This window comes from Flavobacterium gilvum (assembly GCF_001761465.1).
In the GTDB taxonomy this organism is placed as follows: domain Bacteria; phylum Bacteroidota; class Bacteroidia; order Flavobacteriales; family Flavobacteriaceae; genus Flavobacterium; species Flavobacterium gilvum.
Genome location: NZ_CP017479.1, coordinates 3,457,703 through 3,482,812, shown reverse-complemented (window position 1 = coordinate 3,482,812; position 25,110 = coordinate 3,457,703). Strand labels below are relative to the sequence as shown.

Here is a 25,110-nt window from a genome sequence, read left to right as displayed (position 1 = left end):
AGTTAATCAGCTCTATCATTCATTAGAAATGGATTTTTTTAAAATAATAAAAATGAAAAAAGTTTTAATCCTGTTGGTCTTTGTGTTACTTCAGAATGCGTATTCGAAAGACATTACTATGAAATCAATGTATGCATCCATTTCTATTAACGAAAAAGGGAATATTACCAGCATAAAAGATTTAACCCATAAAAAGGAATACCTTGCCAAAGGGCAGAATTCACCTTTGTTGTCAGTTTATATTTGGGAAAAAAAACAAACTTTCGAACCAGCATCCTGCTTGTATAATAAAGCAACGAATGAATTTACATTCAAATACGAAAACGGTACTGAAGCTATTGTGAAAGTAACTCCCAAAAAAGAGTATTTTCGTTTTGAATTAATAGCTTTAAAGAATAGAAATGGTGTAGATAATGTCATTTGGGGACCAGTTAAAACCTCGATTTCAAAAACTATTGGAGAATTGATAGGCGTAGTTCGCGATGATAATTTTGCTATAGGAATGTTTGGTTTGAATGATAACACAACCACAGGATTGCCGGCAAATGGAGATTCCCTCGAAATGATGCATTACTACATTCACTCGCCGGATCCTGTAAAATATCCTTTGCCAGCAAATTTGAAAGAGGGACAAAAATTTAGAATTGGTGGTGATGGTGTGAATGATGTCGCTTTCTATTCACATCCTGAGGAGTATTACCGAATGACTTGTGGAAATGGCGCAATTTTGGAACCTTCTTATGGATCATACATTGTCTATCATTCAAGGGACCGTCGTAAAGCTCACACAATCTCTAAAACAATTGATCCAGATATTCTTTTTCAAACAGATCCTCAACATATGGTAGTTGATGGCTTGGAAGGTGTCGATTTGTTGAATTCGGCTATTGCTTTGTATGCTTGTCCAGATAAAAAGGGACTTTCGGTTATTGAAACCATCGTAAAAAATGAAGGGTTACCTTATATTACTGATAAAGGGAAATGGATTAAATCACCTAAAAACAATCGTCCTGATGTGGCTTGGAGTGGTGTTCACGATAGTTTAATAAGTTATACTAAACAAATTGGTTTCAAAGGCGTTCAAGACGAAGGACAAGGTGGTGGTTATGCTGAATATTATTACAATCCAGGTAATCGTTTAGGTGGAATGAAAGGGAAATATTCGAAAGGGAAAATTGAAGATATCCGCATTTTTGGCGAACGCTTAAAGAAAGAAGGAATCGCTTATGGGGTGCATACTTTATGCGAATTTATCCAGACAAACAGTTCGGATGTGACTCCGGTTCCAAATAAAAATCTGTTGACATTATTCACGGTTCAATTGGACAAAGATGTGGCTCCAAAAGATACTATTATCGTGGTAAAAGATACCTTGTATCTGAACGAAAGAGGAGAAGCTAATGTGAACGTTTTGAAATTGGGCAATGAAATTATTCATTACAAAGGAGTGACAAAAACACGTCCTTATACTTTGATAGGAGTAGAAAGAGGTTACTATAAAACTTTTGCTTTAGCACACAAAAAAGGAGATAATGTCTCGAAACTGAAACCCAGTGCTTATTCTGGTTTGATGCCAGATATGATACTTCAGGACACTTATGCAAGAGCGTATGCCGATTTATTGAATGAATGTTCGATGGATTTTATCGATTTTGACGGAATGGAAAGTTGTTTGTATCAAGGTCATGGTTATTATTCGTACAAACGATTTTTCAGAAGCCTGTTTGATCAAGCCGCAAAACACGGAAATACATACATCCGAGTAATGGGGGCAGGACCGTCAGAGGGAAATTGGTTGTATATGAATACAATTAATCTTGGAGGAGGAAATCACATGTTTAATCAGGAAGCAGGGACATGGGGAATCGAAGGCAAAGACATGCGTTATATTTTTGAAAGCAGTTATATGCCAGGAACTTTTGGAATACAAAGTTTTCCAAAAACAGAAGAAATAGCTCATAATTTACAGTGTAAATCGATTGGATGGGGTGCACAATATATGCTTGGAATGAGTCAGGAAGCAGTGGAGAAAAACCCTGAGAAATTCAAGATTTTTAAAGCTTTAAAAGCTTGGGAAACTGCGCGTGAGGCAGATGTGTTTACTGAAAAACAAAAAGAGAACTTCAAAAGCACTAGCGATAAATTCAAAATTGAACAAACAAGCCCAGCAACTTGGATACTTTACACCCAAAAAGGAGGAAAAGGACAGTGGATTGCTGAGAAATTATCATCTAAATAAGTAGGCGATTTAGATAAAAAGGTTAAAAAATATACAATGAAAAGTAAATTAGTTTGCGGTAGAAATCTTTCAATTATAGTTTTTCTACTTTCTTTATTTGGCTTTAATGCCCACGCACAATGGGATTTTAAAAGTAATTATTTCAAAATTCATGTCGATAATAAGGGATTTATTACCAGTATGAAAAACACGACTGTAACTCCCAATCGCGAGTTTAGTCCAACAGATAAACCATCACCGTTGATGTGTTTGTACAATAGTTCTAAAAAGAAATATTACGAACCACAACAAGCAAAGTTTGATAATAAAACGAACACTTTTACTCTTAATTATTCAAATGGTTCGGTGGCAAAAGTGGTGCTTTCGCCAAAAGCGAAATATTTAAAATTAACACTTCAATCACTTTCAAAAAGAGAGAACATCGATGATATTCAGTGGGGGTCTTATCATACAAATATCACGAATTTGTTTGGAGAAGTGATTGGTGTAGCCAGAGATACGACCAAAGTGGTCAATTACGCAATTGGAGCAATGGCATTGAACGATCAGACTACGGGCGGAATTTCCAATACGGAAGGAGAAGCAGCTCCGTTTCAATACATGATTCATAGCCCAGATCCAAAACTTTTTCCTTTGCCAGCTGATTTACACGAAGGGCAAATTTTTTCAATTGGGGGAGATGGGAAAAATGATGTTGCTTTTTACAGTCATCCTGAGGAATATTATAGAATTCTTTACGGAAATTCGGCCTTGATCGACGAAAAAGGACGCGTTTATATCACTTATCATTCCCTGGATAGAACAAAGAGAAGAGAAATCTTTTTTTCACTAATTCCAATGAAGGAAACCAATATTCCAAATCATATTGATGTTCCGGCAATTCCAAAAGTTGATTATATAGGTTCTTCAATTGCACTATGGGGTAGTCCAGACAATATAGCTCTTATGGATGTATTGCAAAATATAGTGTTATCGGAAAAATTGCCTCATCCTACCGTAAATGGAAAATGGATAAAAGATCCGTCAAGATATATACCGGATGTCACAACTTCTGGAAATCTGTTTGATAGCATTCCTTCTTATACGAAACAATTAGGGTTTAAGGCAATTCACGTAAATGATTTTCCTTATTACAGACCGAATCGTGGTGTTAAGGGATATATTGACGGAAAAGAATTCGAGAAAAAACCTTTTAAATTCACATCTGGAAATAAGTCGCACAAAGAATTTTCTGAATTGTGTATTCCTTTAGGAATAACTTTCGGACGGCATACTGTTTGTACAGCTTTGCCTCAGGGATCCAAAGATGCTAGTCCTATTCCAAGTGACAGTTTGTGTTACCAGCAAAGACGTCTTTTGGCAAAAAACATTAGTCCTACAGATACAATTATTCAGGTGAATGATCCAAAACATTTGGAAGAAATAGGAAGTTGGGAAGGACATAGCAAAAGTTTAAACATGATTAAGATAGGAAAGGAATTGATTCATTATTTGGGGGTTACCACTACTTATCCTTATACTTTGAAAAAAGTAAAAAGAGGGTATTGGGGAACAACTGCAACAGATCACAAGGTCAACGATACCATATACAAAATGCAGGTGACTATTAATGCGGGTTACGATGGATTGATTCCTAATATCGATTTACAGGATAAGATAGCCGAAGATTATGCTGATGTGGCAAAAATTAACGGAATGTATTTTATGGATTTGGATGGACAAGAATTTCTTTTCAATACAGGTCAGGGATATTATGGCGTGAAAAGATTTTTTAGTAAAATGTTTGACAGAGCTGCTTCTTATAAAATACCTGATTTGAGAATTACAGGTGCCACACTTTCTGAAGGATCTTGGCATTATCAAAGCGTTTGGAACGTAGGCGGTGGTAAAAACATGTATGATGTAGAGAAAAGAGTTTGGGGAAGCACTACAAGTGAAGGAAAAGATCTTAGAGATGTTGCTTTTGCTAATTTCTTTCCTGCAACTTTTGGGGGGAACTTTAGTATAAACAAAAATTCTAAAGTAGAGGATTATGAGCATGTTCAAGCAATTTCAGTCGGAGTTGGAGCAACTTATATGTTAGGACTCAATCAAAAATCAGTTGAAAGTAGTCCTCAAAAATATCAAATCTTTAAGGCCATTAGAACTTGGGAAGATGCCAGAGCAGCCAATGCTTTCCCTGATGATTTAAAAAGAAAATTAGCTGACCCGAAAAGAAGTTGGACTTTGGAGAAAGGAAAAGACAACAATACTTGGATTTTGTATGAAAAAATAAATGGAGCAAAAACCAATCCTACAACTTTAACAAGAGCAAAGGGATATTAATTTTATGATTATGCGAATAGTTCACAGATTACATACTTAGCTATTCAGCAAATGAGAAGGAATTGATGGGATTGTCTTTTCAGATGGTTTTATTTTGAACTGAGTGGGATAAAATGTTAAAAAAATATATAAAAATGAAAAATAAATTTATTTGCAGTAGGAGTCTTTCAATGATTGTTCTTCTACTTTCTTTATTTGGTTTCAAAGCACAAGCGCAATGGGATTTTAAAAGTAATTATTTCAAAATTCATGTCGATAACAAGGGATTTATTACGAGTATGAAAAATACGACTGTAACTCCCAATCGCGAATTTAGTCCAACAGACAAACCATCACCGCTGATGTGTTTATACGACAGTTCTGCAAAAAAATATTACGAACCGCAACAAGCAAAGTTTGATAATAAAACGAACACTTTTACTCTTAATTATTCAAATGGTTCGGTGGCAAAAGTGGTACTTTCTCCAAAAGCGAAATATTTAAAATTAACCCTTAAATCACTTTCAAAAAGAGAGAACATCGATGATATTCAGTGGGGTTCTTATCACACAAATATTACGAACTTGTTTGGAGAAGTGATTGGCGTAGCGAGAGATACGACCAAAGTGGTTAATTACGCAATTGGAGCGATGGCATTGAATGATCAAACTACTGGCGGAATTTCAGACACGGAAGGCGAAGCGGCTCCGTTTCAATACATTATTCATAGTCCAGACAAAAAACAATTTCCGTTGCCTGCAAATTTGCACGAAGGACAAATTTTTTCGATTGGTGGAGACGGAATCAGCGATGTGGCTTTTTACAGCCATCCTGAAGAATATTATAGAATTCTTTATGGAAATGCAGCTTTGATTGACAGCAAAGGTCAGATTTATGTAACTTATCATTCAAAAGACAGAACAAAAAAAAGAGACATATTGTTTTCTTTGATTCCAATGTTGCAGACTAATATTCCTAACCATCAAGAGGTAATGCCGGTACCAGGTGTTGATTATATAGGTTCTTCAATTGCTCTTTGGGGAAGTCCAGACAACACGGCTCTTAAAGATGTTATTCAAAACATTGTCCAGTCTGAAGGTTTGCCTTATCCTAAAGTTAATGGTAAATGGATAAAAGATCCTGCAAGATATATTCCTGATGTAACTACTGATGGAAATTTGTTTGACAGTATTGTTTCTTATACAAAACAATTAGGGTTTAAGGCAATTCACGCAAATGAATTACCGTATTACAAAGTAAACCGTGGATATAAAGGCTTTATCGATGGAAAAAATTTTGAAACCAAACCTTTCAAATTTACTTCTGGAAACAAATCCCACAAAGAATTTACCGATATTTCAAATGCACAGGGGGTTTTCATGGGAAGACACACAATCGCTACAGCATTGGCACAAGGAACTAAAGATGCCAGTCCAATCCCGAGTGATAGTTTGTGTTACCAACAAAAACGTATTTTGATGAACAATCTTAGTGCTACCGATACTATTATTCAGGTAAATGATCCAAAATATTTGGAGGAAATTGCAAGCTGGGAAGGCCATTGCAAAAACTTGAATATGATTAAAATTGGTAAAGAACTTATTCATTATTTAGGCGTTTCAAAAACAGCTCCTTATCGATTATTAAATGTAAAAAGAGGGTATTGGAATACAAAAGCAACAAGTCATAAAGTAAATGATGATATCTATAAATTACAAGTAACAATCAATTATGGATATGACGGATTGATTCCAAATTTGGATTTGCAAGATGCCATTGCCGATGATTATATGGATGTCGCCAAAATCAACGGAATTTATTTTATGGATCTTGACGGACAAGAATTTCTTTTTAACACAGGACAAGGTTATTATGGTGTAAAACGATTTTTCAAAAAAATGTATGACCGCGCTGCTTATCACAAAATTGATTATATCCGTATAACCGGAGCTACACTTTCCGAAGGTTCTTGGCACTATCAGAGCGTATGGAACGTAGGTGGTGGAAAAAACATGTATGATGTAGAAAAACGTGTTTGGGGAAGTACCACCAGCGAAGGAAAAGATATTCGTGATGTGGCATATTCTAATTATTTCCCAGCGACTTTTGGAGGAAACTTTAATATAAACAAAAACTCTAAAGTTGAAGATTACGAACATGTTCAAGCCATGTCTGTTGGTGCTGGGGCAACTTATATGTTGGGAATAAACCAAAAATCAGTTGAAAGCTGTCCTCAAAAATATCAGATTTTCAAAGCCATCAGAACTTGGGAAGATGCTAGAGCCGCCAATGCTTTTCCTGATGATTTAAAAAGAAAATTAGCAAATCCAAAAAGAAGTTGGACTTTGGAAAAAGGAAAAGACAACAATACTTGGATTTTGTATGAAAAAATAAATGGAGCAAAAACCAATCCTACAACTTTGAGAAGAGCAGAGGGATATTAATTTGTGGTAATGCGAACAGCCAAGTAGTGCAATCTATTGGCTGTTCTGCAAATAAAAGGATAAACTGCTGTTTTTAGTTGGTTTTATTTTGGAATGAGTTCAAAAAAAGTTGAATAAGAATAAAAATAATGAAAAAAAGAATCTCAATTGTTTTACTGTTGGTTCAAATTTTTACGCTTTCAGCACAACAAATAAGCCTGAAGAGTGAGGGATTGAATTTTAATTTGTCTCCAAAAGGACAAATAACAACATTATCAAATCCTGTTTTGGGTAAAAATTATTTAGCAATGGGAGAAAAATCCCCTTTGTTACAAATTCGTGTTGGCAACGATTGGTATGAACCAACTGGAGCCACTTTGAAATCGGGAATTATTTCTCTTGTTTATCAACCTGTAAACATTACCGCTCAGGTAAAAGTATTTCAAAAGAAAACGCATTTAACTTTTGAATTGATTAAAATTGATGCAAATGATAAAGTAAACGCCGTTATTTGGGGACCTTATCCAACGATTATCAACAAAACTATTGGTGAAGTTGTAGGAGTCGTTCGTGATGGGGAATACGCTATCGGAATTCAAGCGTTAAATCCAAAAACCGTTGGAGGTGTTTTAAACAATTCCGAAGGGTCAAATGAATCTCGTGGATCTACAGCTATTCCACAAGCTTACGGAAGTAGTTTGCAGGCCTTTAGTCTTGATCGTTCAAAAGATAGAAAAATAACGGTTTGGGGACGCCCGGAAATGCCTGTAAAAGCAATTCCAAACGAAACAACATTAGGATCTAAGATTGCAATTTTTGGTTGTGCTGAGCCACAAGTTTTGTCTCGTATTGGGGCAATCGAATTGGCAGAAGGTCTTCCGCATGCTATGATTAATGGAGTTTGGTTCAAACAATCTCCAGAAACGGGAAGAGCATATCTGATTTCGGATTTTGATGAAAAAACCGTTGATGCAATGTTGGATTATACGCAACAAGCGGGATTGGTTTCGCTTTATCATGAAGGACCGTTTAAATCATGGGGACATTTTATTTTGAACCCTGTTGCCTTTCCTAATGGAAATGCAAGCATGAAAGCCTGTGTGGATAAGGCCACAAAAAAAGGAATCCGAATTGGGGTACACACGTTAAGTACGTTCATAAATACTAATGATCCTTATGTAACGCCAATTCCAGATAAACGCCTTTCGATGACGGGTTCATCAGTTTTGACGGAAAATATAAGTGCAACGGCAAATGAAATACCAGTCGCTTCGGATCAGTATTTTAAAAATATTAAATCGAGTACGTTGCACGCAGTAAAAATTGGAGACGAAATCATTCGTTTTAGAGAAGTTTCTGCCGAAGCTCCTTATAAATTATTAGATTGTCAACGTGGAATGTATGGTACAAAAGCGTCAGATCATCCAAAAGATGAAATGGCCGGAATGTTGTTTGATTACCCGTACAATACCTTGTTTCCAAACTTCGAGTTGCAACAAGAAATAGCTGGAAATCTTGGCCGTTTCTTTAATGAAACTGGTGTTTCTCATATGGATTTTGATGGGCATGAAGGTTGTTTGTCTGCAGGTGAAGGCGATTATGGAATGCAAATTTTTGCAGATAAAGTTATAAAAGATACAAAACAAACTTTGGTAAATGGAACTAGTCGTTCCTATCATTATTACTGGCATTTGTGTCATTATTGGAATTGGGGAGAGCCTTGGTACGGTGGATTTCGTGAATCTCAAGGTGATTATCGCTTAGAAAACCAACCTTTTTTGGAACGCAATTATATGCCCAATATGTTGGGGTGGTTCTTGCTCTCGTCAACAACAGGTGCCGAAGATATTGAATGGATGATGGCACGAGCTGCAGGATACAATGCTGGTTTTGCTTTGGTGGCTCGTTACAAAAGTTTGCAAACCAATCCAAATACAGCTCAATTGTTAGCCCTTGTAAAACTTTGGCAAGAGGCATATCGTTCAAAAATTTTCTCAGCTGACCAAATAGCTCGTTTGAAAAATCCCGAAAATGATTTTCATCTTGAAAAAGCAAATGGGACTTGGAAATTATTCCCCTTCAAAAAATTTAAATTCGAGCATGAGAAAAAGAATCTTCAACCGGGAGAACCCACTTTTTCGCAATGGGAATTTATAAACAAAGAAGCCGAGCAGCCACTTAATTTTACTTTGACTTTTGTAGGGAAAGAAGGAAGCATAAGTAATCCGTGGATTGAAATTGATGGTTATTTTAAAATGGAATTGCCGGGAGAATATGGAGCAGGAAATTCAGTTGTGTGCGATGGAACCACTATTAAATTGTACAACAAGAAAGGTGGTTTTGTGAAAGATATTGTTCTAAAACAAGGAATTCCAAGTCTAAAATCAGGAAAACATAGTATCAAATTTGATTGTCAATTTCCAGAAGAAAAGGAATTAACCAACCGATTCATCATTAAAACAATAAGCAGTCCTGAGATCATTACAAAATAATTGATTTTCTATTACAGCTAGCCAAAAAAAAATATAAAATGAAAAGTTGTTACGTATCCCTGTTGGGTTTATTATTTGCATTTACAAGTACCGCCCAAGTCAACAAGAATGATGAGAAACTCCAGATTGCAAAAGCGCAAAACGAGATTTATTTTCCATTTGTAAAAAGCAAAGCGTTGGAGGTAATGAAGTCCGGTTTCAATGCCGGTGATGGCTATAGCGAAGTCTGGATTCGTGATTATAATACTTTTATTGAACTTGCGGCACAAGTAAACCCAAAAGAAGTTTTAAAGGAAAACTTATTAGTTTTTTGCAGAATGCAAGGCGGTGACGGAAACATCATAGACGGATTTACTCCCAAAGAAAAAGCGGGTGAAGTTGCTTATAATTTTTCGTATTCAAAATTGGAGACACGTTACGCAGCCCATAAAAACACGGTTGAAACAGATCAGGAAAGTTCGTTGGTTCAAGCGGTTTACAAATACATTCAATTAACAGGTGATAAAACTATTTTGCTTGAAAAAGTTGGAGATAAAACTGTTGGAGAACGATTGGAATGGGCAATGGATTTTTTGATGAAAAACCGTTTCAATTCAAAATACGGATTATTCACAGGAGCCACCACCGCCGACTGGGGAGACATTCAGCCAGAAAAATCAGAAATTGGCTGGGGTGTGAATTTGGATAAAAATTCTCATATAGCTATTGATATTTATGACAATGCAATGTTCGTAATTGCACTGAATAATTTAATGGATATGATTCCTGCAACCCAAAAAAAATGGGCACCAATAAAGAATCAGGTGGCTCAAAATTGTAGAAAACATTTGTGGGATAAAAAAGCACAAAAGTTTATTCCTCATATTTATCTTAAGGATTCACCATTCCCTGCGAATTTTGACGAAAATACAATCTACTATTTCGGAGGTACCGCCATCGCCATTGAAGCTGGATTATTGACCAAAAACGAGATCAAAGTGTCTCTAGACGAAATGGTGAAAAGGGTAAAAAAGGCAGGAGCGGGATCAATTGGATTGACACTGTATCCTCCTTATCCAGACGGATATTTTGCAAGTAAAGAAATGAATCCTGTCTATACATATCAAAACGGGGGTGATTGGACTTGGTTTGGAGGGCGTATGATACAGCAGTTAATAAAATATGGTTTTGTTCAAGAAGCCTATGAACAAATGCTTCCTATGGTAAAAAGAGTAAAGGATAATAATGGTTTTTACGAATGGTATTCGGTAGATAACAAGCCAAGAGGTTCTGGAACTTTTAGAGGTGAAGCTGGGGTTTTGTTTACTGCAATTGCGATGTTTGAAAGAAATAAATAATAGTTTTAAAATAATATAAAAGTTTGTTTTTAAATAATTTACATACGGTTATTTAATCTAATAAATAGATTAATATATTTCGTTAATACAAGGAAGAATTCAAAACCACTTTTTTGATTTTATCGAAAATATTCTAAGTGTCATATTGGTTTCAATTATAATACTCTGTCCAAAGGCAGAATTAATTTTTTTACAATGAATTTTAATAAAAATCTTTTTTTAGCGGGATTTTTTTTCACGTTCGGAAGTCTGTTTGCACAAAGTAAAATGAGCAAATCAGATTCTTTGTTTGTCCATGAAAAAACAATTTTTACGACTTCACTTCTGAAAGGGCAAACAAAATATCAGATGCCAAAAAATCCAGATGGATTCACCTTGGAATTGATAGGTTCAGATAATCTTTCGGTTATTTCCAAGTCTGGGACTGTGTTTGTGCCATTGAATGAGATGAAGGTCAATTTGCTTTTTAAAGCCACAAAAGTTGCCGATGGTTCACAAATGGAAATCCCTATTCCTGTAAAAGTTCAAGGCGAACATTCGACTTCGGGAATAAATGAAAAACCGTTTGTGATTCCTTCTTTGAGAGAATGGTTTGGGTATGAAGGAAAGTTTAAATTGACTAATCAGTCAAGAATTGTTGTTGATGAAAAAAGTGCTTCTTCATTGATGAAATCTGCAAAAATCTTTCAATCAGATATTGAAAAAATAGCTTTGATAAAACCCAAAGTTCTGATTGGGAAACCCAAAAAAGGTGATATTTTTTTAACATTGAATGGAAATCTTGACGAATTAGGAAATGAAGGTTATTTGTTGACCATTCAGGATTTTGTTATGATTAATGCGGCACAATACAAAGGTGCTTTCTGGGGAACCCGAACAATCTTGCAGCTTTTGGAAAATGATAAATCGCACTCATTTTTACCTAAAGGAATTACGAGAGATTACCCCAAATATGAAGTTCGTGGATTTGTGATAGATCTTGGGCGAAAATATTTTACACTCGATTTCATACGCGATTATGTCAAGTTGATGTCCTATTACAAAATGGGGGATTTTCAGTTGCATCTCAGTGATAATGCATTTGCAAGACATTTTGATAATGATTGGGATAAGACTTACAGTGGTTTCCGATTGGAAAATGAAACTTTCCCAAATTTACCAACTCCAGGGGAATATTATTCCAAGAAAGATTTTATCGATTTACAAATCCTAGCCGAAAATTACGGAATCACAATTATTCCTGAGATTGATGTTCCGGCTCATTCTTTGGCTTTTACCAAGGCATTTCCTCAAATTGCGAGTGCTGCATACGGAAAAGACCATTTGGATATCAATAACCCCGAAACCTACACAATTATCGAAAAGGTATTCAAAGAATATCTCGAAGGTGATAATCCGGTTTTTCGAGGTAAAGAAATCCATATCGGGACGGATGAGTATAACAAAAAAGAGGCAGAATCTTTTCGGAAATTTACGGATCATTTTATAAAATATGTGCAAACTTTTGGTAAAGAAGTACGTGTTTGGGGAGCATTGACACATGCTGACGGGGTTACTCCCGTTACCAACAAGGGTGTTACAATGAATGCATGGTACAATGGTTATGCCGATCCAATCAAGATGAAAGCTTTGGGATATCCGTTAATCAGCACGCCTGACGGTTGGCTTTATATCGTTCCAGCGGCAGGTTATTATTACGATTATCTGAATTTGAAAAAAATCTATGAAAATTGGGAGCCTGTTAATATTGGGAAAATTACGTTCAAGATGGGGGATCCGTTTATTAGAGGCGGAATGTTTGCGGTTTGGAATGATGTTGCCAAAAATGGTATTACGGCTCAGGATGTCACCGATAGGGTTTTTCCTGCTCTTCAGGTTTTGAGTGAAAAAATGTGGAGTGGAAAAGACGAATCGGTTCCGTTTACTGTTTTTTCGGCCAAAGCCAAAATGATAAACGAAGATCCAAGTATCAATTTGAGAGGAAAGATTGAAAGTGAGAACAAATTGGTTTTGAATTATAAATTGGATGGTAAGGACAAGAGTTTAAAAGTGAATAGTAATGCTTCATTCAAAAAACAGGAAAATAGAAAAGTCCTTAATTTTGAAAATAAACAAAGTATTACCAATCTTCCCGTTAACGAAATAGGTTATAATTATACGGTTTGTTTCAAAATTAATCCGTCGCAAAACAATACTGCCAATTCGGTACTTTTTAAATCAAATCATGCTGTCGTAAAATTGAAACAAGGAAGTACTTCAAATATCGGTTTTTCGCACGAAGGGAAGGATTATGATTTTGGTGTTTCAATTCCGGAAAATCAGTGGACAGCCGTTGCGATTTCGGGAGATAACAATTCGACTTCCTTGTATTTGAATGGAAAATTAGCAAAAAAACTATCCAGACAAAGAGTTGCTACCGGTAATAAAACCGATTCGATTTATGTCATGAAAACCTTGTTTTTTCCTCTAAAAAGTATTGGTGATGGCGAAAATTCTTTTGTGGGAAAAATGAAAGATTTGAAAGTATTCAACCATATTTTGTCAGAGACTCAAATTCTAGGCATAAAGGAAGAAGATTAAAAGAAAGGATTAGGTTAATGATTATTCCAAGTTGCTAGTTGGATAACATAATAAACATAGGAGAAGTTAATTGTTTTGGAGTTAATGATTTATAAATATTTTAATCAAAAAAAGACGATTTCTACCCAAAAAAAGACGATTGTATTCATTTTGGAGTCAATATCAAGGTAGTTTTGGAATCTATGCAGTTACACTTGAAACCTTTCTAATAAAACTGACCTTATTTGTATTTGGACTGCAATTGAACAAATCAATTAACTAGCAACTTGAATTAATTAATTCGAATAATTGAAATTATATAAGTTAAAATGAATTTTATTATAGTAACAAAATGAGGAAACTATTATTTATTGGAATTGCATTAATTGTTTCAGGATCTGTTTTCAGCGCAAAATTGCGATTTGAAAATAATGAAACAAAGAATAAGTATGACGCGGTTTATGAAACCCAAAATAAAATTGATAATAGCTTTCTTGTTGTAAGCTATAATCCAAAATCAAAAAATTTGGAAGTAGCCTACAAGTCTAACGGAAAAACATTTTTGAAAAATGTCATTCCTAACGGAACAATCAAGACGGTTACAAATAAGAAAATGGTTAGTCCCATTTTTGGTAATGGAAACGCATTAGTTGTTAGCGCTATCGATGGTGGTGAATTCTCATTTTCGCTTTATCCTTCAGTGCCTTTTTTGTTTGTGACTCAAACTGTAAAAAACAATGGAAAAGATATTTTGGACATTCAAAAATTGAATCCTGTAGTTTTTTCGGTCGATTTGCAAAAACAAGCAACTCAATTAAAAACATTAGGAACAGGCGGGTTGCTTGAAGCCGATAAAAATCCGGGAAGTTATGTTTTTCTTACCACAGTAGATCCCTCTACCAGAAACGGTGTGGTTGCAGGGTGGTTAACCAATGAAAAAGGAAGTGGTGTTTTGTTTTCTGGAATTGATAAGAATTTGGTTGAAATAAAAGCTCAGATTGATTACGGTCATCTTAGAATACCGACCGGAAAAAGCGAAGTTGCAGAAACATTAGTAATCGGTTATTTTGATGATGCCCGATTGGGAGAAGAACAATTTGCAAATTTATTGGCAAAACAAAACAAAATTAAACTCCGTGAACGCAGTGCGGTATATTGCAGTTGGTATTCCGAAAAAAATGGGGGAGCGGGAAGTGAAGCCTCTACTATTGAATTGGCAAAATTTGCATCTTCAAAATTGAAACCTTATGGACTTGGAGTAATCCAGCTAGATGATGAATGGCAGGATGGAGGGCATTATAATGGACCTCGTCGTGGTTTTGATCGTGTCAATCCAAAAGGAGGATATCCCAATGGAATGTCGGCTACAGCCAAAGCAATTAAAGATTCAGGTTTTTCAGCAGGGATTTGGTGGATGCCATTTTCCAGAAATCATCAGGATCCAGAATACAAAGACAGACAAAATTGGTTTGCTTATCGCACCAATGGAAAACCTTATGAAACCAAATGGGGAGGAACTTCATTGGATTTAACCAATCCAGAGGTGCAGAATCATGTGTCCTATGTTGCAAAAACACTACAAGGTTGGGGGTATGATTATTTCAAAATGGATGGTTTATATACGGGAACGGTTACGGAGCAGGTTTATATCAATGATGGTTATAAAAACGACAGTATAGGTAATTATAAACTCTTGTATGATCCTTCTATAAGCCAAATACAGGCATTTCGTAACGGGTTGAAGTTAATTAGAAAAGCCACTGACGGTAAGGTGTTTTTATCGGGTTGTTGTGTAAGTCAAAATATGAGATCCTTTGGTGCTTCCATCGGATTGGTAGATGCCATGCGAATAGGTCCAGATTACAACCACGATGGGCAGAGTATTAGAACAGGACCAATTCGTGCTTCTAGACTTTATTTCTTGAACGGAAGAATTTGGTGGAATGATCCAGATCCATCAGTTTTGAGAGAGAAAGGAGCTTCTACCGCAGACGGTGGTTGTACTGGGATAGGAGCGCTTAGCAGAGCGAGATTACTTCCTTCATTTGTTGCTGTTTCTGGTCAATTTTTCCTAAGCAGTGACTGGCTTCCGGATTTACCTAATGACCGACTTGAAATTATGAAACGTTGTATGGAATCGCATACAGGAATCGCTCGTCCAGTAGATGGCTTTGAGAAAGCATTGCCTTCTGTTTGGCTTGCTTCCGATTCAAAATCGGGAACTGAAAGAAATGTAATTGGTTTATATAATTGGGATTTAACTCCTCAAAAAATAGAATGTAAAACAGCTTGGATAGGATTAAAAGATAAAACGGATTATTATGCTTTTGATTTTTGGGAAAATAAGCCAATAAATGATATTTCAAGCGTTGTTTCTGAAGAATTGCCGGCAGAATCCTGTAAGGTTATTGCTGTTCGAGCCAAAACGAATCATCCTATCGTAGTTTCGACTTCTCAGCATGTAACCCAAGGAATGATTGATTTGGTTGAAGAAGAATGGAAAGGGAACAGTCTTTCGGGATCTAGCAAGATTATAGGTGGAGATACTTATGAGCTGCGTATTGCGGGATTGAATGATGGTGCGAATTGGAAAGTTGATACCGCAAAATTAATTGGTAATCCAAAAAATACAAGCATTGAAGTTTTGCCACAAACAGAAAAAGGATGGTTAAGGGTTGTCATTAAAAGCAGTGAAAGTCAAGTGGTAAAATGGGAATTGAGGTTTAAAAAATAGTTTTTTAAAAAATAATCAGATAAAAATGAGAAAAAAGTTAGTGCTATTGTCAGTATTGTTGATTTTTTCAAAGTCGATTGGTCAACCTGCTCCAAAGTCGCCAATACCTGTTCCTGCACCGGCTTCGAATTTATTACCGGGAAAAAAAGCGCCTGGGGTCAAAGATATTTGGGTGGTTTTTAAAACTCACTGTGATTTAGGATACACCATGTCAGCTGAGGAGGTTTTCAAAAAATATCGAGAAGATATGATGGATAATGCCTTCAAATTGATAGATGCAGATAAATTGAAGCCAAAAGAGGAACGTTTTAAATGGACTATAGCGGGCTGGCCCATGTATGGTGCAATTTTAGGGCCAATGCAAACGCCTGAAAGAAGGGCTAGAATTGGAGAAGCACTACATGAAGGAACATTTGCAGTTCATGCATTGCCTGCTTCAATGCATACAGACGCTTTCGAGTTGGAAGATTATGTCAGAAGTTTATGGTTTTCATCAAAAATCGCCAGAGACTATAAGCTTCCTTTGGCTATTTCAGCAAAAATGACAGATGTACCAGCGCACAGTTGGTTGTTACCAACTCTTTTGCATCATGCAGGAGTCAAATTTCTTCAAATTGGCTGCAATTACTCCGATCGTCCGGTGTTATTGCCTCAATTGTTTTGGTGGGAAGGTCCAGATGGATCTCGTATATTGTGTAATTATACACCTCATTACGGTTCAGAAATTGTGCCACCTACTGGATGGCCAGCAAAAAATTATCTAGCGGTGCTCATGACTCATGATAATGAAGGTCCACCTTCAGCCAAAGAAGTGGCTAGAGTTCGTGCAGAAGTGGCAAAAGTATCTGGAGTCAAATTACATCTTGGTACGATGGATGAATTTACAAAAGCAGTTTTGGCTGAGAATCTTGAAATCCCTGTAATTCGTGGCGATATGGTAGATCCTTGGATTCAAGGTGTCATGGCAATGCCTGTAGAGACCAAAACAGCGAGAAACATTCGTCCGCTGGAATCTGCGTTTGAAATTTTAAATACAAGTGTAAAATTATGGGGTGTTTCGGCTCCAGATATTTCAAAAGATTTGGCTGTGGCTTATGAAAACAGCACTTTGTTTGGAGAGCATACTTGGGGAGGCATGACTCCGGGTTGGGGATTTTTCTCGATGGATGGGATAAATAGAGGAACGGAACGCTATTTGTATGGTCAAGACTTTGAAAAAGCAAGAAAAGAAGGTTATTACAAAAAGTTTGAATCGAGTTTTGAAGATCACCGAAATTACATCCGAAAAACAGAAGCGATTGTCAATAAAGGAATCAAAGAAAATTTGGAATTATTGGCAAAATCTATTCCATCAGACGGAAAAAGCATCGTGGTTTTTAATCCACTTCCTTGGGCAAGATCTGGTTTTGTGGAGTTGAATGGCGAAAAGTATTTTGCTGAAAATGTCCCTGCGTGTGGTTATAAAACTATAGGAGACGTGAAATCAGTTATGAAAGAATCGGAAAGGAAAACCGATTTTGAAACGGCATTTTTCAAAGTGAAATTTGATTTAGTAAAAGGTGGAATAACATCATTAATCGACAAATCGACAGGAAAAGAATTGGTTGAACAAAAGGGAAACTATGTTTTTGGGCAATTTATACATGAAAATTTCTCTGAAAATGAAGTGATGGATTACTACAATCGTTTTTGCCTGATGAACAATGCGGCCAATGCAACAATTAAGCCTAATATGCCTAAAGATGCCAAATATGGAGTAATTGTGGCTTCAGATTGGAGAATCAAACAAGAAAGCTCTATTTTGGAAGACAAAATTATATTGACTTCAACAAATGTTTCCGGTGTAGCCGAGGCAGTTTCTTTGACTTTTGTTTTTCCAAAAAATAAAAATTACATTGATGTAAAATGGGATATATTGAATAAAAAAGCCAATACGATTCCGGAAGGTGGTTGGCTATGTTTTCCTTTTAAAATTGAAAACCCAAAATTTATTGTAGGACGAATTGGTGGGGCAATCGATTTGGCAAAAGACCAAATTGTGGGAGGAAATCGCCATTTGTACGGTGTTAATACAGCAACTGATATGGTTTCCCCAGACGGTACCGGAATGGGAATTTGCGCTATTGATTCGCCTCTTTTGAGTTTTGGTGAACCGGGTTTGTGGAAATATTCATATGATTATTTTCCAAAACAAGCATCGGCTTTTGTGAATTTGTACAACAATATGTGGAATACCAATTTTCCGTATTGGACGGAAGGTTCGTTTAGCAATAGTGTGAGAGTTTGGACTGTAAATAAAAATGAAAAAATTACAGAGAATATTGCTGTGAATTCCTTTGAAACCCGTTATCCTTTGTTGGCAGTGGCCTCCGAAAAAAACAACGGAAAACTTCCTGCCGAAAAATCTGGAATTTCACTTTCAAGAAAAGGAGTTTTGGTTACTGCTTTTGGAAAAGATGAAGACGGTAACCAAGGTACTTTGTTGAGAGTTTGGGAACAAGCTGGAAATTCGGGAAAATTAAAAGTCACTTTGCCAAAAGAAATGAAAGTAACAAAAGCAATTGCAGTGAATTTAAGGGGTGAAAGACAAGGGAAAGAAATTAAAATTTCGGAAAATCAATTTGTAATTGATTTGAATGCTTTTGCTCCAGCAAGTTTTATTTTACGATAAAATAGCTATTTATGAAATACATTATTTTATTATTTTTAGGGATGTTGGTCTCTTTTGGAAACATAAATGCACAAAATAAAAAAACAAACAAGTTACCTGCGGCTAGAATTTTAAACCCAATATGTCCACCAGGGGTTTATATTGCTGATCCTGAAGCAAGACAAATGCCTGACGGACGTGTGTATGTGTATGGTTCTCGTGATGAATTGGGAAATGATTGGTGTTCAAATTCTTATAATGTGTTGTCATCTTCTGATTTGATTAATTGGGAATTGGATCAAAATTCGTTTGCTACAAAAGGGATTGGAAAACAGACGGATTATACAGATAATATTCTATATGCACCCGATTGTATTTACAAAGACGGAAAATACTATTTGTATTATTGTTTAAATGGTGACAAAAAAGAAGAAGTAGAAGGAGTGGCTACTTCAGATTCTCCTTTTGGTCCTTTTGTTGGAGGAAAAAAAATAAAAGGTGCTTTTGGAATTGATCCTTCAATTTTTGTTGATGATGATGGACAGGCTTATTTATTTTGGGGGCAAGGGAATGCAAAAGGGGCTAAATTAAGCAAAGATATGATGACTATCGAAGGGGAAATCCATGAAAAAATAATTACTTACGATAAACATTTTTTTAACGAAGGAAGTTCTGTCCGAAAACGTAACGGCATTTATTATTTTGTTTATCCAAGTCATCAGCGACATGGCGTGAGTTCTTGCCCAACGCTCTCTTATGCTACAAGTAAAAGTCCGTTGGGGCCATATGTTTATAGAGGGGTGATTATTGACAATTTTGGAAGCGGTAAAAATCTTGAGAACAATCACGGTTGCATTACTGAAATCAATGGGGAATGGTACGTGTTTTATCACCGTCCGACCCATGCAAGTTCAACTATGAGAAAGGCTTGTGTTGAACCAATTACTTTTAATCCAGATGGAACTATTAATGAAGTAGAAATGACCACACAAGGAATCGGGGTAGTAATTGATCCAACTCTACGAATGGATGCTGCCCGTGCTTGTTTGATGTCTGGAAATGTTTATGTTACTGATCGTCGACCCTCAAATGATATTGTTGTGGAGTACCTTTCTGATATTCATAACGGCGATACGGCAACGTGGAGATATTTTGATTTTTCGAATAAAAAAATTACTTCTTTTACCTGTAAAACCTGGGGAAATAATGCAGAAGGAATAATAGAGATTCATCTTGATAAAGCTGAAGGCGAGTTGATTGGAACTTGCGAGATGAAGAAAATGAAAGACAGTGTTGCTTACTCAATCCATTCGACAAAAATTAAAGCCGTAAGCGGAAAACATGCTCTTGTTCTGGTTTTTAAAAATAATAAAGAAGAAGAAAAAAATATGACGCTTTGTAATTTAGAGTGGTTTGTATTTAATAAATAGGGATTAATAAATGAATAAATGAAAAAAACAGTTTTAAAAATCGTTTTTGCTTTTTGCATAACAATAGCGGCAACAGCTCAAACAGAGTACCACGTTTCGGCGACCAATGGGAGCGATGCTAATATAGGTTTGAAAGAGAAACCCTTTAAGACCATTATGGCTGCCGCTAAAGTTGCAAAACCAGGTGATGTCATTACTGTGCATGCTGGTATATATCGCGAACAGATTACGCCTCCACGAGGAGGTACGTCCAAGGAAAAATGCATTACTTATCAGGCTGCTTCTGGGGAACACGTTGTCATTACAGGTTCTGAACTTGTTAAGGGATGGGAAAAAGTACAAGATAATACTTGGAAACTTACATTGCCAAATTCATTCTTTGGAACGACAAATCCCTTTGATGAACAGATTTATGGCAGTTGGTATCATGGGAAAGGAAAACCAAATCATACTGGGAGTGTTTATCTTAACGGGAAAAGAATAAGAGAAGCATTTTCTTTTGATGATGTTCTAAAGACGACAAACAGTCAGCAATATTGGTACGCAGAAGCAGAAGGAAATGGAGGGCAAATTTTGATGAATTTTGAATGGATTCGTCCTGTGGGCGGTAAATTAATGTCTTCGATGAATGCTTCAGTTGAAGGCGGTGATCAAGCTCTTTGTATTAGTATTACGGATCGCTGGCCTTTTGGTTATTTAAAAAATGGTTCTATCCTGCATTTTGATGGGGTAGATTTTGGTGATGGAACAGATAGTTTGGATTTTCAGGCAGCAACTCTGGCTAAGGGAGGAACAGTAGAAATGCATCTCGATACGCCTTCGGGGGAGTTATTGGGGACTTCTGTTGTTACAAATACAGGTGACTGGGAAACTTTTTCTGTTTTCAATTTGAAAATGTCTCGTAAACTTTCCGGAAAGAAAAATGTCTGTTTTGTTATTAGGGCACCAAAATTAGACCCGTCTGGGAAAACAACAATATGGGCAAAGTTCCCTGATGGTGTAAATCCTAATACGGCAACAGTAGAAGTTTCTGTTCGGTCACAGGTGTTTTATCCGAATAAAACAGGTATTAATTATATTACTGTTAGAGGTTTTGTACTTGAAAATGCGGCTACCAATTGGGCGTCTCCATCAGCAGAACAGCCTGGACTCATCGGACCACGTTGGGCCAAAGGATGGGTAATTGAAAATAATATTATCCGAAATTCAAGATGTTCAGGAATTTCGCTAGGACGACCAACATTTGGACATTCTCATCATTATCAAAAATTACCGCCACGTGTATATCCTGAGCCCAATGGAGGTCAGACAGAGAAGCAACTGCTGGATTATTTTCAAAATGCATCATGGACGAAAGATGAGGCTGGATTTCACACTATTCGAAATAACCAAATTTATGATTGTGGTCAAACAGGAATTGTAGGCTGTAGCGGAGGGGCATTTAGTCTTATTGAAGGAAATGATATTCATGATATATGTCTAGAAGAAACATTTACTGGAGAGGAAACAGCTGGTATCAAGTTGCATTTTGCCGTTGACGCTGTTTTAAAAGACAATCATATTTATAACACAAATCGCGGACTTTGGTTGGATTGGGGGTCTCAGGGAGCGCAGGTCGTAGGTAATCTTTTTCATGATAATCTTGAAACCGAGGATGTATTTGTTGAAGTATGTCATGGGCCAATACTTTTTGCTAATAATATTATGCTTTCAAAAAATGCTATCAATTTGGGTTCGCAAGGTGTAGCCAATGTTCATAATCTTATTGGCGGAAAAATAACGGGAGGTAGAGATCGTTGTGCCGGCGGTCGTTTTACCTACTTTTTTGAGCCCCACGGAACTGTATCTGTAGGTAAACCACTCAATGAGGGAGGTGACTGGCAATGGTACAATAATCTTTTGACAAAGGGTGCTTCACTTGGAAAATGGGACGAACCCAAACTTCCTATAAAATACGATGGTAATGTTTTTACCAAAGGATCAAACGCTGCTTCAACTGACGGTAGTGCTTTAAATGATTCAGATTTTGATACAGATCTTAAGCTTGTTCGAAAATCAGACGGATGGTATCTTTCTATGAATGTATCTTCGGATTGGGTGAAAAAATCTAACAGAAAGCTTGTTACTACCGAAATTTTGGGAAAAGCCATAATACCAAATCAATCATTTACTAATCCTGATGGTTCTTCTTTGAAGATAGATTATGATTATTTAAATCATAAGCGAAATGTTGCGAACCCTTTTCCAGGTCCGATTGAATTTAGCAATAGCGGAAGACAGGAGGTAAAAGTTTGGCCTAAATAAAAACTCTAGATGATTATATATAAATTACTTTTAATGTGTGATTTATAAAATTAAAAAATAGTTTATTTTCAAAAATAATGCGAATTTAAAGAAGGGAATTCTTGAGAGGATTTTGGAAAGTTGATACGTTAAAATTAATTGGTAATCCAAAAAATGCGAGCATTGAAGTTTTGTCTCAAACAAAAAAAGGATGGTTAAGGGGTGTTATTAGAAGCAATGAAAGTCAAGTGGTAAAATGGGAATTGAGGTTTAAAAAATAGTTTTTTGGAGCTTAATTAATTCAGGACTAGTTAAAGGTTTTAAGAATAAATATTTTGGGGTATATAATGAAAAAAACAGTTTTAAAAATCGTATTTGCTTTTTGCGTAACATCAGCGGCAACAGCTCAAACAGTGTACCACGTTTCAGCAACCAGTGGAAGTGATGTCAATAAAGGTTTGAAAGTGAAACCTTTTAAGACCATTATGGCTGCCGCCAAAGTTGCAAAACCAGGAGATGTGATTACTGTGCATTCCGGTATTTATCGCGAACAGATTACGCCTCCTCGAGGAGGGACGTCCAAAGAAAAATGTATTACCTATCAGGCAGCTCCCGGCGAACATGTTGTCATTACAGGTTCTGAATCTGTAAAAGGATGGGAAAAAGTGCAAAATGATACTTGGAAACTAACATTGCCAAATTCATTCTTTGGAACCACAAATCCCTTTGATGAACAGCTTTACGGTAGTTGGTATTATGGAAATGGTAAACCCAATCATACTGGCAGTGTTTATTTGAATGGGAAAAGAATCAGAGAAACATTTTCTCTTTATGAAGTTCTTAAACCTACAGAGAATAAACCCTATTTTTATGCCGAAGCAGATGGAAACGGCGGTCCAGTACTAATGAATTTTGAATGGGTACATCCAGCTGGAGGCAAACAAATGACTTCGAAAGAAGCTTCGGTTGAAGGTGGTGATCAGTCCGTTGATGTAGACAATCACTGGGGTTTTGGTTATTTGAAGGACGGCTCAATACTTCATTTTGATGGAGTGGACTTTGGTGCCGGAACAGATATGTTGTTTTTTCAGGCTGCTACATTGGCCAAAGGGGGAACAGTGGAGATGCACCTAGGAAATCCTTCGGGGGAGTTGTTAGGATATACCGATGTTACAAATACAGGCGATTGGTTAAAATATTCTGTTTTTAATATCAAGCTATTACGCAAACTTTCTGGGAAGCAAAATATTTGTTTTGTTATTAAAGCCCCTAAATTAAAGTCAGACGGCAAAACAACAATCTGGGCACAGTTTCCCAATGGGATAAACCCCAATACAGAATCGGTTGAGATCTCCGTTCGACCACAAGTATTCTATCCAGATAAAACAGGCATCAATTATATTACCGTTAGAGGATTTATTCTTGAAAATGCGGCTACTAATTGGGCTCCACCATCGGCGGAGCAGCCTGGACTTATAGGGACTCGTTGGGGAAAAGGATGGGTTATAGAAAACAATATCATTCGTAATTCAAGATGTTCAGGTATTTCGCTTGGTCGTTCAACATTCGGACATGCACACCATTATCAAAAATTACCTCCAAGGGTATATCCTGAACCAAATGCTGGACAAACAGAGAAGCAACTAATAGATTATTTTGAAAATGCCTCATGGACCAAAGAAGAAGCCGGCTTTCATACTATTAGAAACAATCAAATTTATGAATGTGGTCAGGCTGGTATCGTAGGTTGTAGTGGTGGATCCTTTAGTCTCATTGAAGGAAACGATATTCATGACATTTGCATAGACGAAACATTTACAGGATGGGAACAGGCAGGCATCAAACTACATTTTGCTATAGATGCGGTGATAAGGAATAACCATATTTACCGTACCATTCGTGGAATTTGGCTAGACTGGGGAGCTCAGGGAGTACAGGTTATTGGGAATTTGTTTCATGACAATGGTTCTGCGAAAGGGGCGATTGAGAATGATGTATTTTTAGAAGTTAATCATGGTCCACTGCTTATGGCCAACAATATTTTACTTTCTGAACAGGGTATTTATCAAAAATCACAGGGTATTGCCAATGTGCATAATCTTATCAGTGGTACTATAGGCGGAGGTAAAGATGAACGTAAAACGTACTATTATAAACCACATGAAACTGTTTCTTTGGGAAAAATACTTAATGAGGGAGGAAATTGGAGTTGGTATAATAACCTATTATTAAACAAAGCTTCCTTAAAAAAATGGAATGACCCTAAACTCCCGATAAAATATGATGGGAATGTTTTCACAAAAGGAACCGAAGCCGCATTAGACGATACTGGCGCATTATTAGACACGCAATTCTCGCCCGATGTTAAACTTATTCAGAAATCGGATGGCTGGTACTTATCGATGAATGTTTCTTCTGATTGGGTAAATAAATACAAGAGAAAACTAGTTTCAACACAGGTTTTGGATAAAGCGACAATTCCTAATCAATCATTTACTAATCCTGATGGTTCTTCTTTGAAGATAGATTACGATTATTTAAATCATAAGCGAAATGTTGCGAACCCATTTCCAGGACCGATTGAATTTAGCAATAGCGGCAGACAGGAGGTAAAAGTTTGGCCTAAATAATAATTTTAAATAATTATATGTAAAATTCT

At 36.4% G+C, this 25,110-nt stretch carries 11 protein-coding genes; all 11 read left to right on the top strand.

The window, feature by feature from the left end:
• Window positions 1-52: 52 nt before the first annotated feature.
• The 11 genes from EM308_RS14185 to EM308_RS14135 all read left to right on the top strand — a co-directional run bounded on the left by EM308_RS14185 (window position 53) and on the right by EM308_RS14135 (window position 25,081).
• A complete protein-coding gene (locus EM308_RS14185; RefSeq protein WP_035636663.1) occupies window positions 53-2,239 on the top strand; it encodes a hypothetical protein in 2,187 nt (728 codons plus the stop codon).
• 36 nt (window positions 2,240-2,275) lie between these two features.
• A complete protein-coding gene (locus EM308_RS14180; RefSeq protein ID WP_035636666.1) occupies window positions 2,276-4,564 on the top strand; it encodes a hypothetical protein in 2,289 nt (762 codons plus the stop codon).
• A 134-nt stretch (window positions 4,565-4,698) separates the two neighbouring features.
• Window positions 4,699-6,987: a hypothetical protein gene (locus tag EM308_RS14175; RefSeq protein ID WP_035636699.1), complete on the top strand. Its 2,289-nt coding sequence runs from the start codon at window positions 4,699-4,701 to the stop codon at window positions 6,985-6,987.
• 128 nt (window positions 6,988-7,115) lie between these two features.
• Window positions 7,116-9,458 carry a hypothetical protein gene (locus EM308_RS14170; protein ID WP_035636669.1) on the top strand — a complete coding sequence of 781 codons (2,343 nt, stop codon included), beginning with the start codon at window positions 7,116-7,118 and terminating at the stop codon, window positions 9,456-9,458.
• A 38-nt stretch (window positions 9,459-9,496) separates the two neighbouring features.
• Window positions 9,497-10,795: a glucosidase family protein gene (locus tag EM308_RS14165; protein ID WP_035636672.1), complete on the top strand. Its 1,299-nt coding sequence runs from the start codon at window positions 9,497-9,499 to the stop codon at window positions 10,793-10,795.
• Window positions 10,796-11,062: 267 nt separating this feature from the next.
• Window positions 11,063-13,375, top strand: coding sequence for a family 20 glycosylhydrolase (locus EM308_RS14160; RefSeq protein WP_197056126.1), 2,313 nt, complete (start codon window positions 11,063-11,065; stop codon window positions 13,373-13,375).
• 331 nt (window positions 13,376-13,706) lie between these two features.
• Complete coding sequence (locus EM308_RS14155; protein WP_035636675.1) at window positions 13,707-16,088, top strand: glycoside hydrolase family 36 protein; 2,382 nt, start codon at window positions 13,707-13,709, stop codon at window positions 16,086-16,088.
• A gap of 25 nt (window positions 16,089-16,113) precedes the next feature.
• Window positions 16,114-18,759, top strand: coding sequence for a glycoside hydrolase family 38 N-terminal domain-containing protein (locus EM308_RS14150; protein ID WP_035636678.1), 2,646 nt, complete (start codon window positions 16,114-16,116; stop codon window positions 18,757-18,759).
• 11 nt (window positions 18,760-18,770) lie between these two features.
• A complete protein-coding gene (locus tag EM308_RS14145) occupies window positions 18,771-20,168 on the top strand; it encodes a family 43 glycosylhydrolase (protein WP_081907254.1) in 1,398 nt (465 codons plus the stop codon).
• Between the two features lie 18 nt (window positions 20,169-20,186).
• Window positions 20,187-22,472, top strand: a complete 2,286-nt coding sequence (locus EM308_RS14140; RefSeq protein ID WP_051877754.1) for a carbohydrate-binding protein — start codon at window positions 20,187-20,189, stop codon at window positions 22,470-22,472.
• 326 nt (window positions 22,473-22,798) lie between these two features.
• Window positions 22,799-25,081, top strand: coding sequence for a carbohydrate-binding protein (locus tag EM308_RS14135; protein ID WP_051877755.1), 2,283 nt, complete (start codon window positions 22,799-22,801; stop codon window positions 25,079-25,081).
• The last annotated feature ends 29 nt before the right edge of the window (window positions 25,082-25,110 follow it).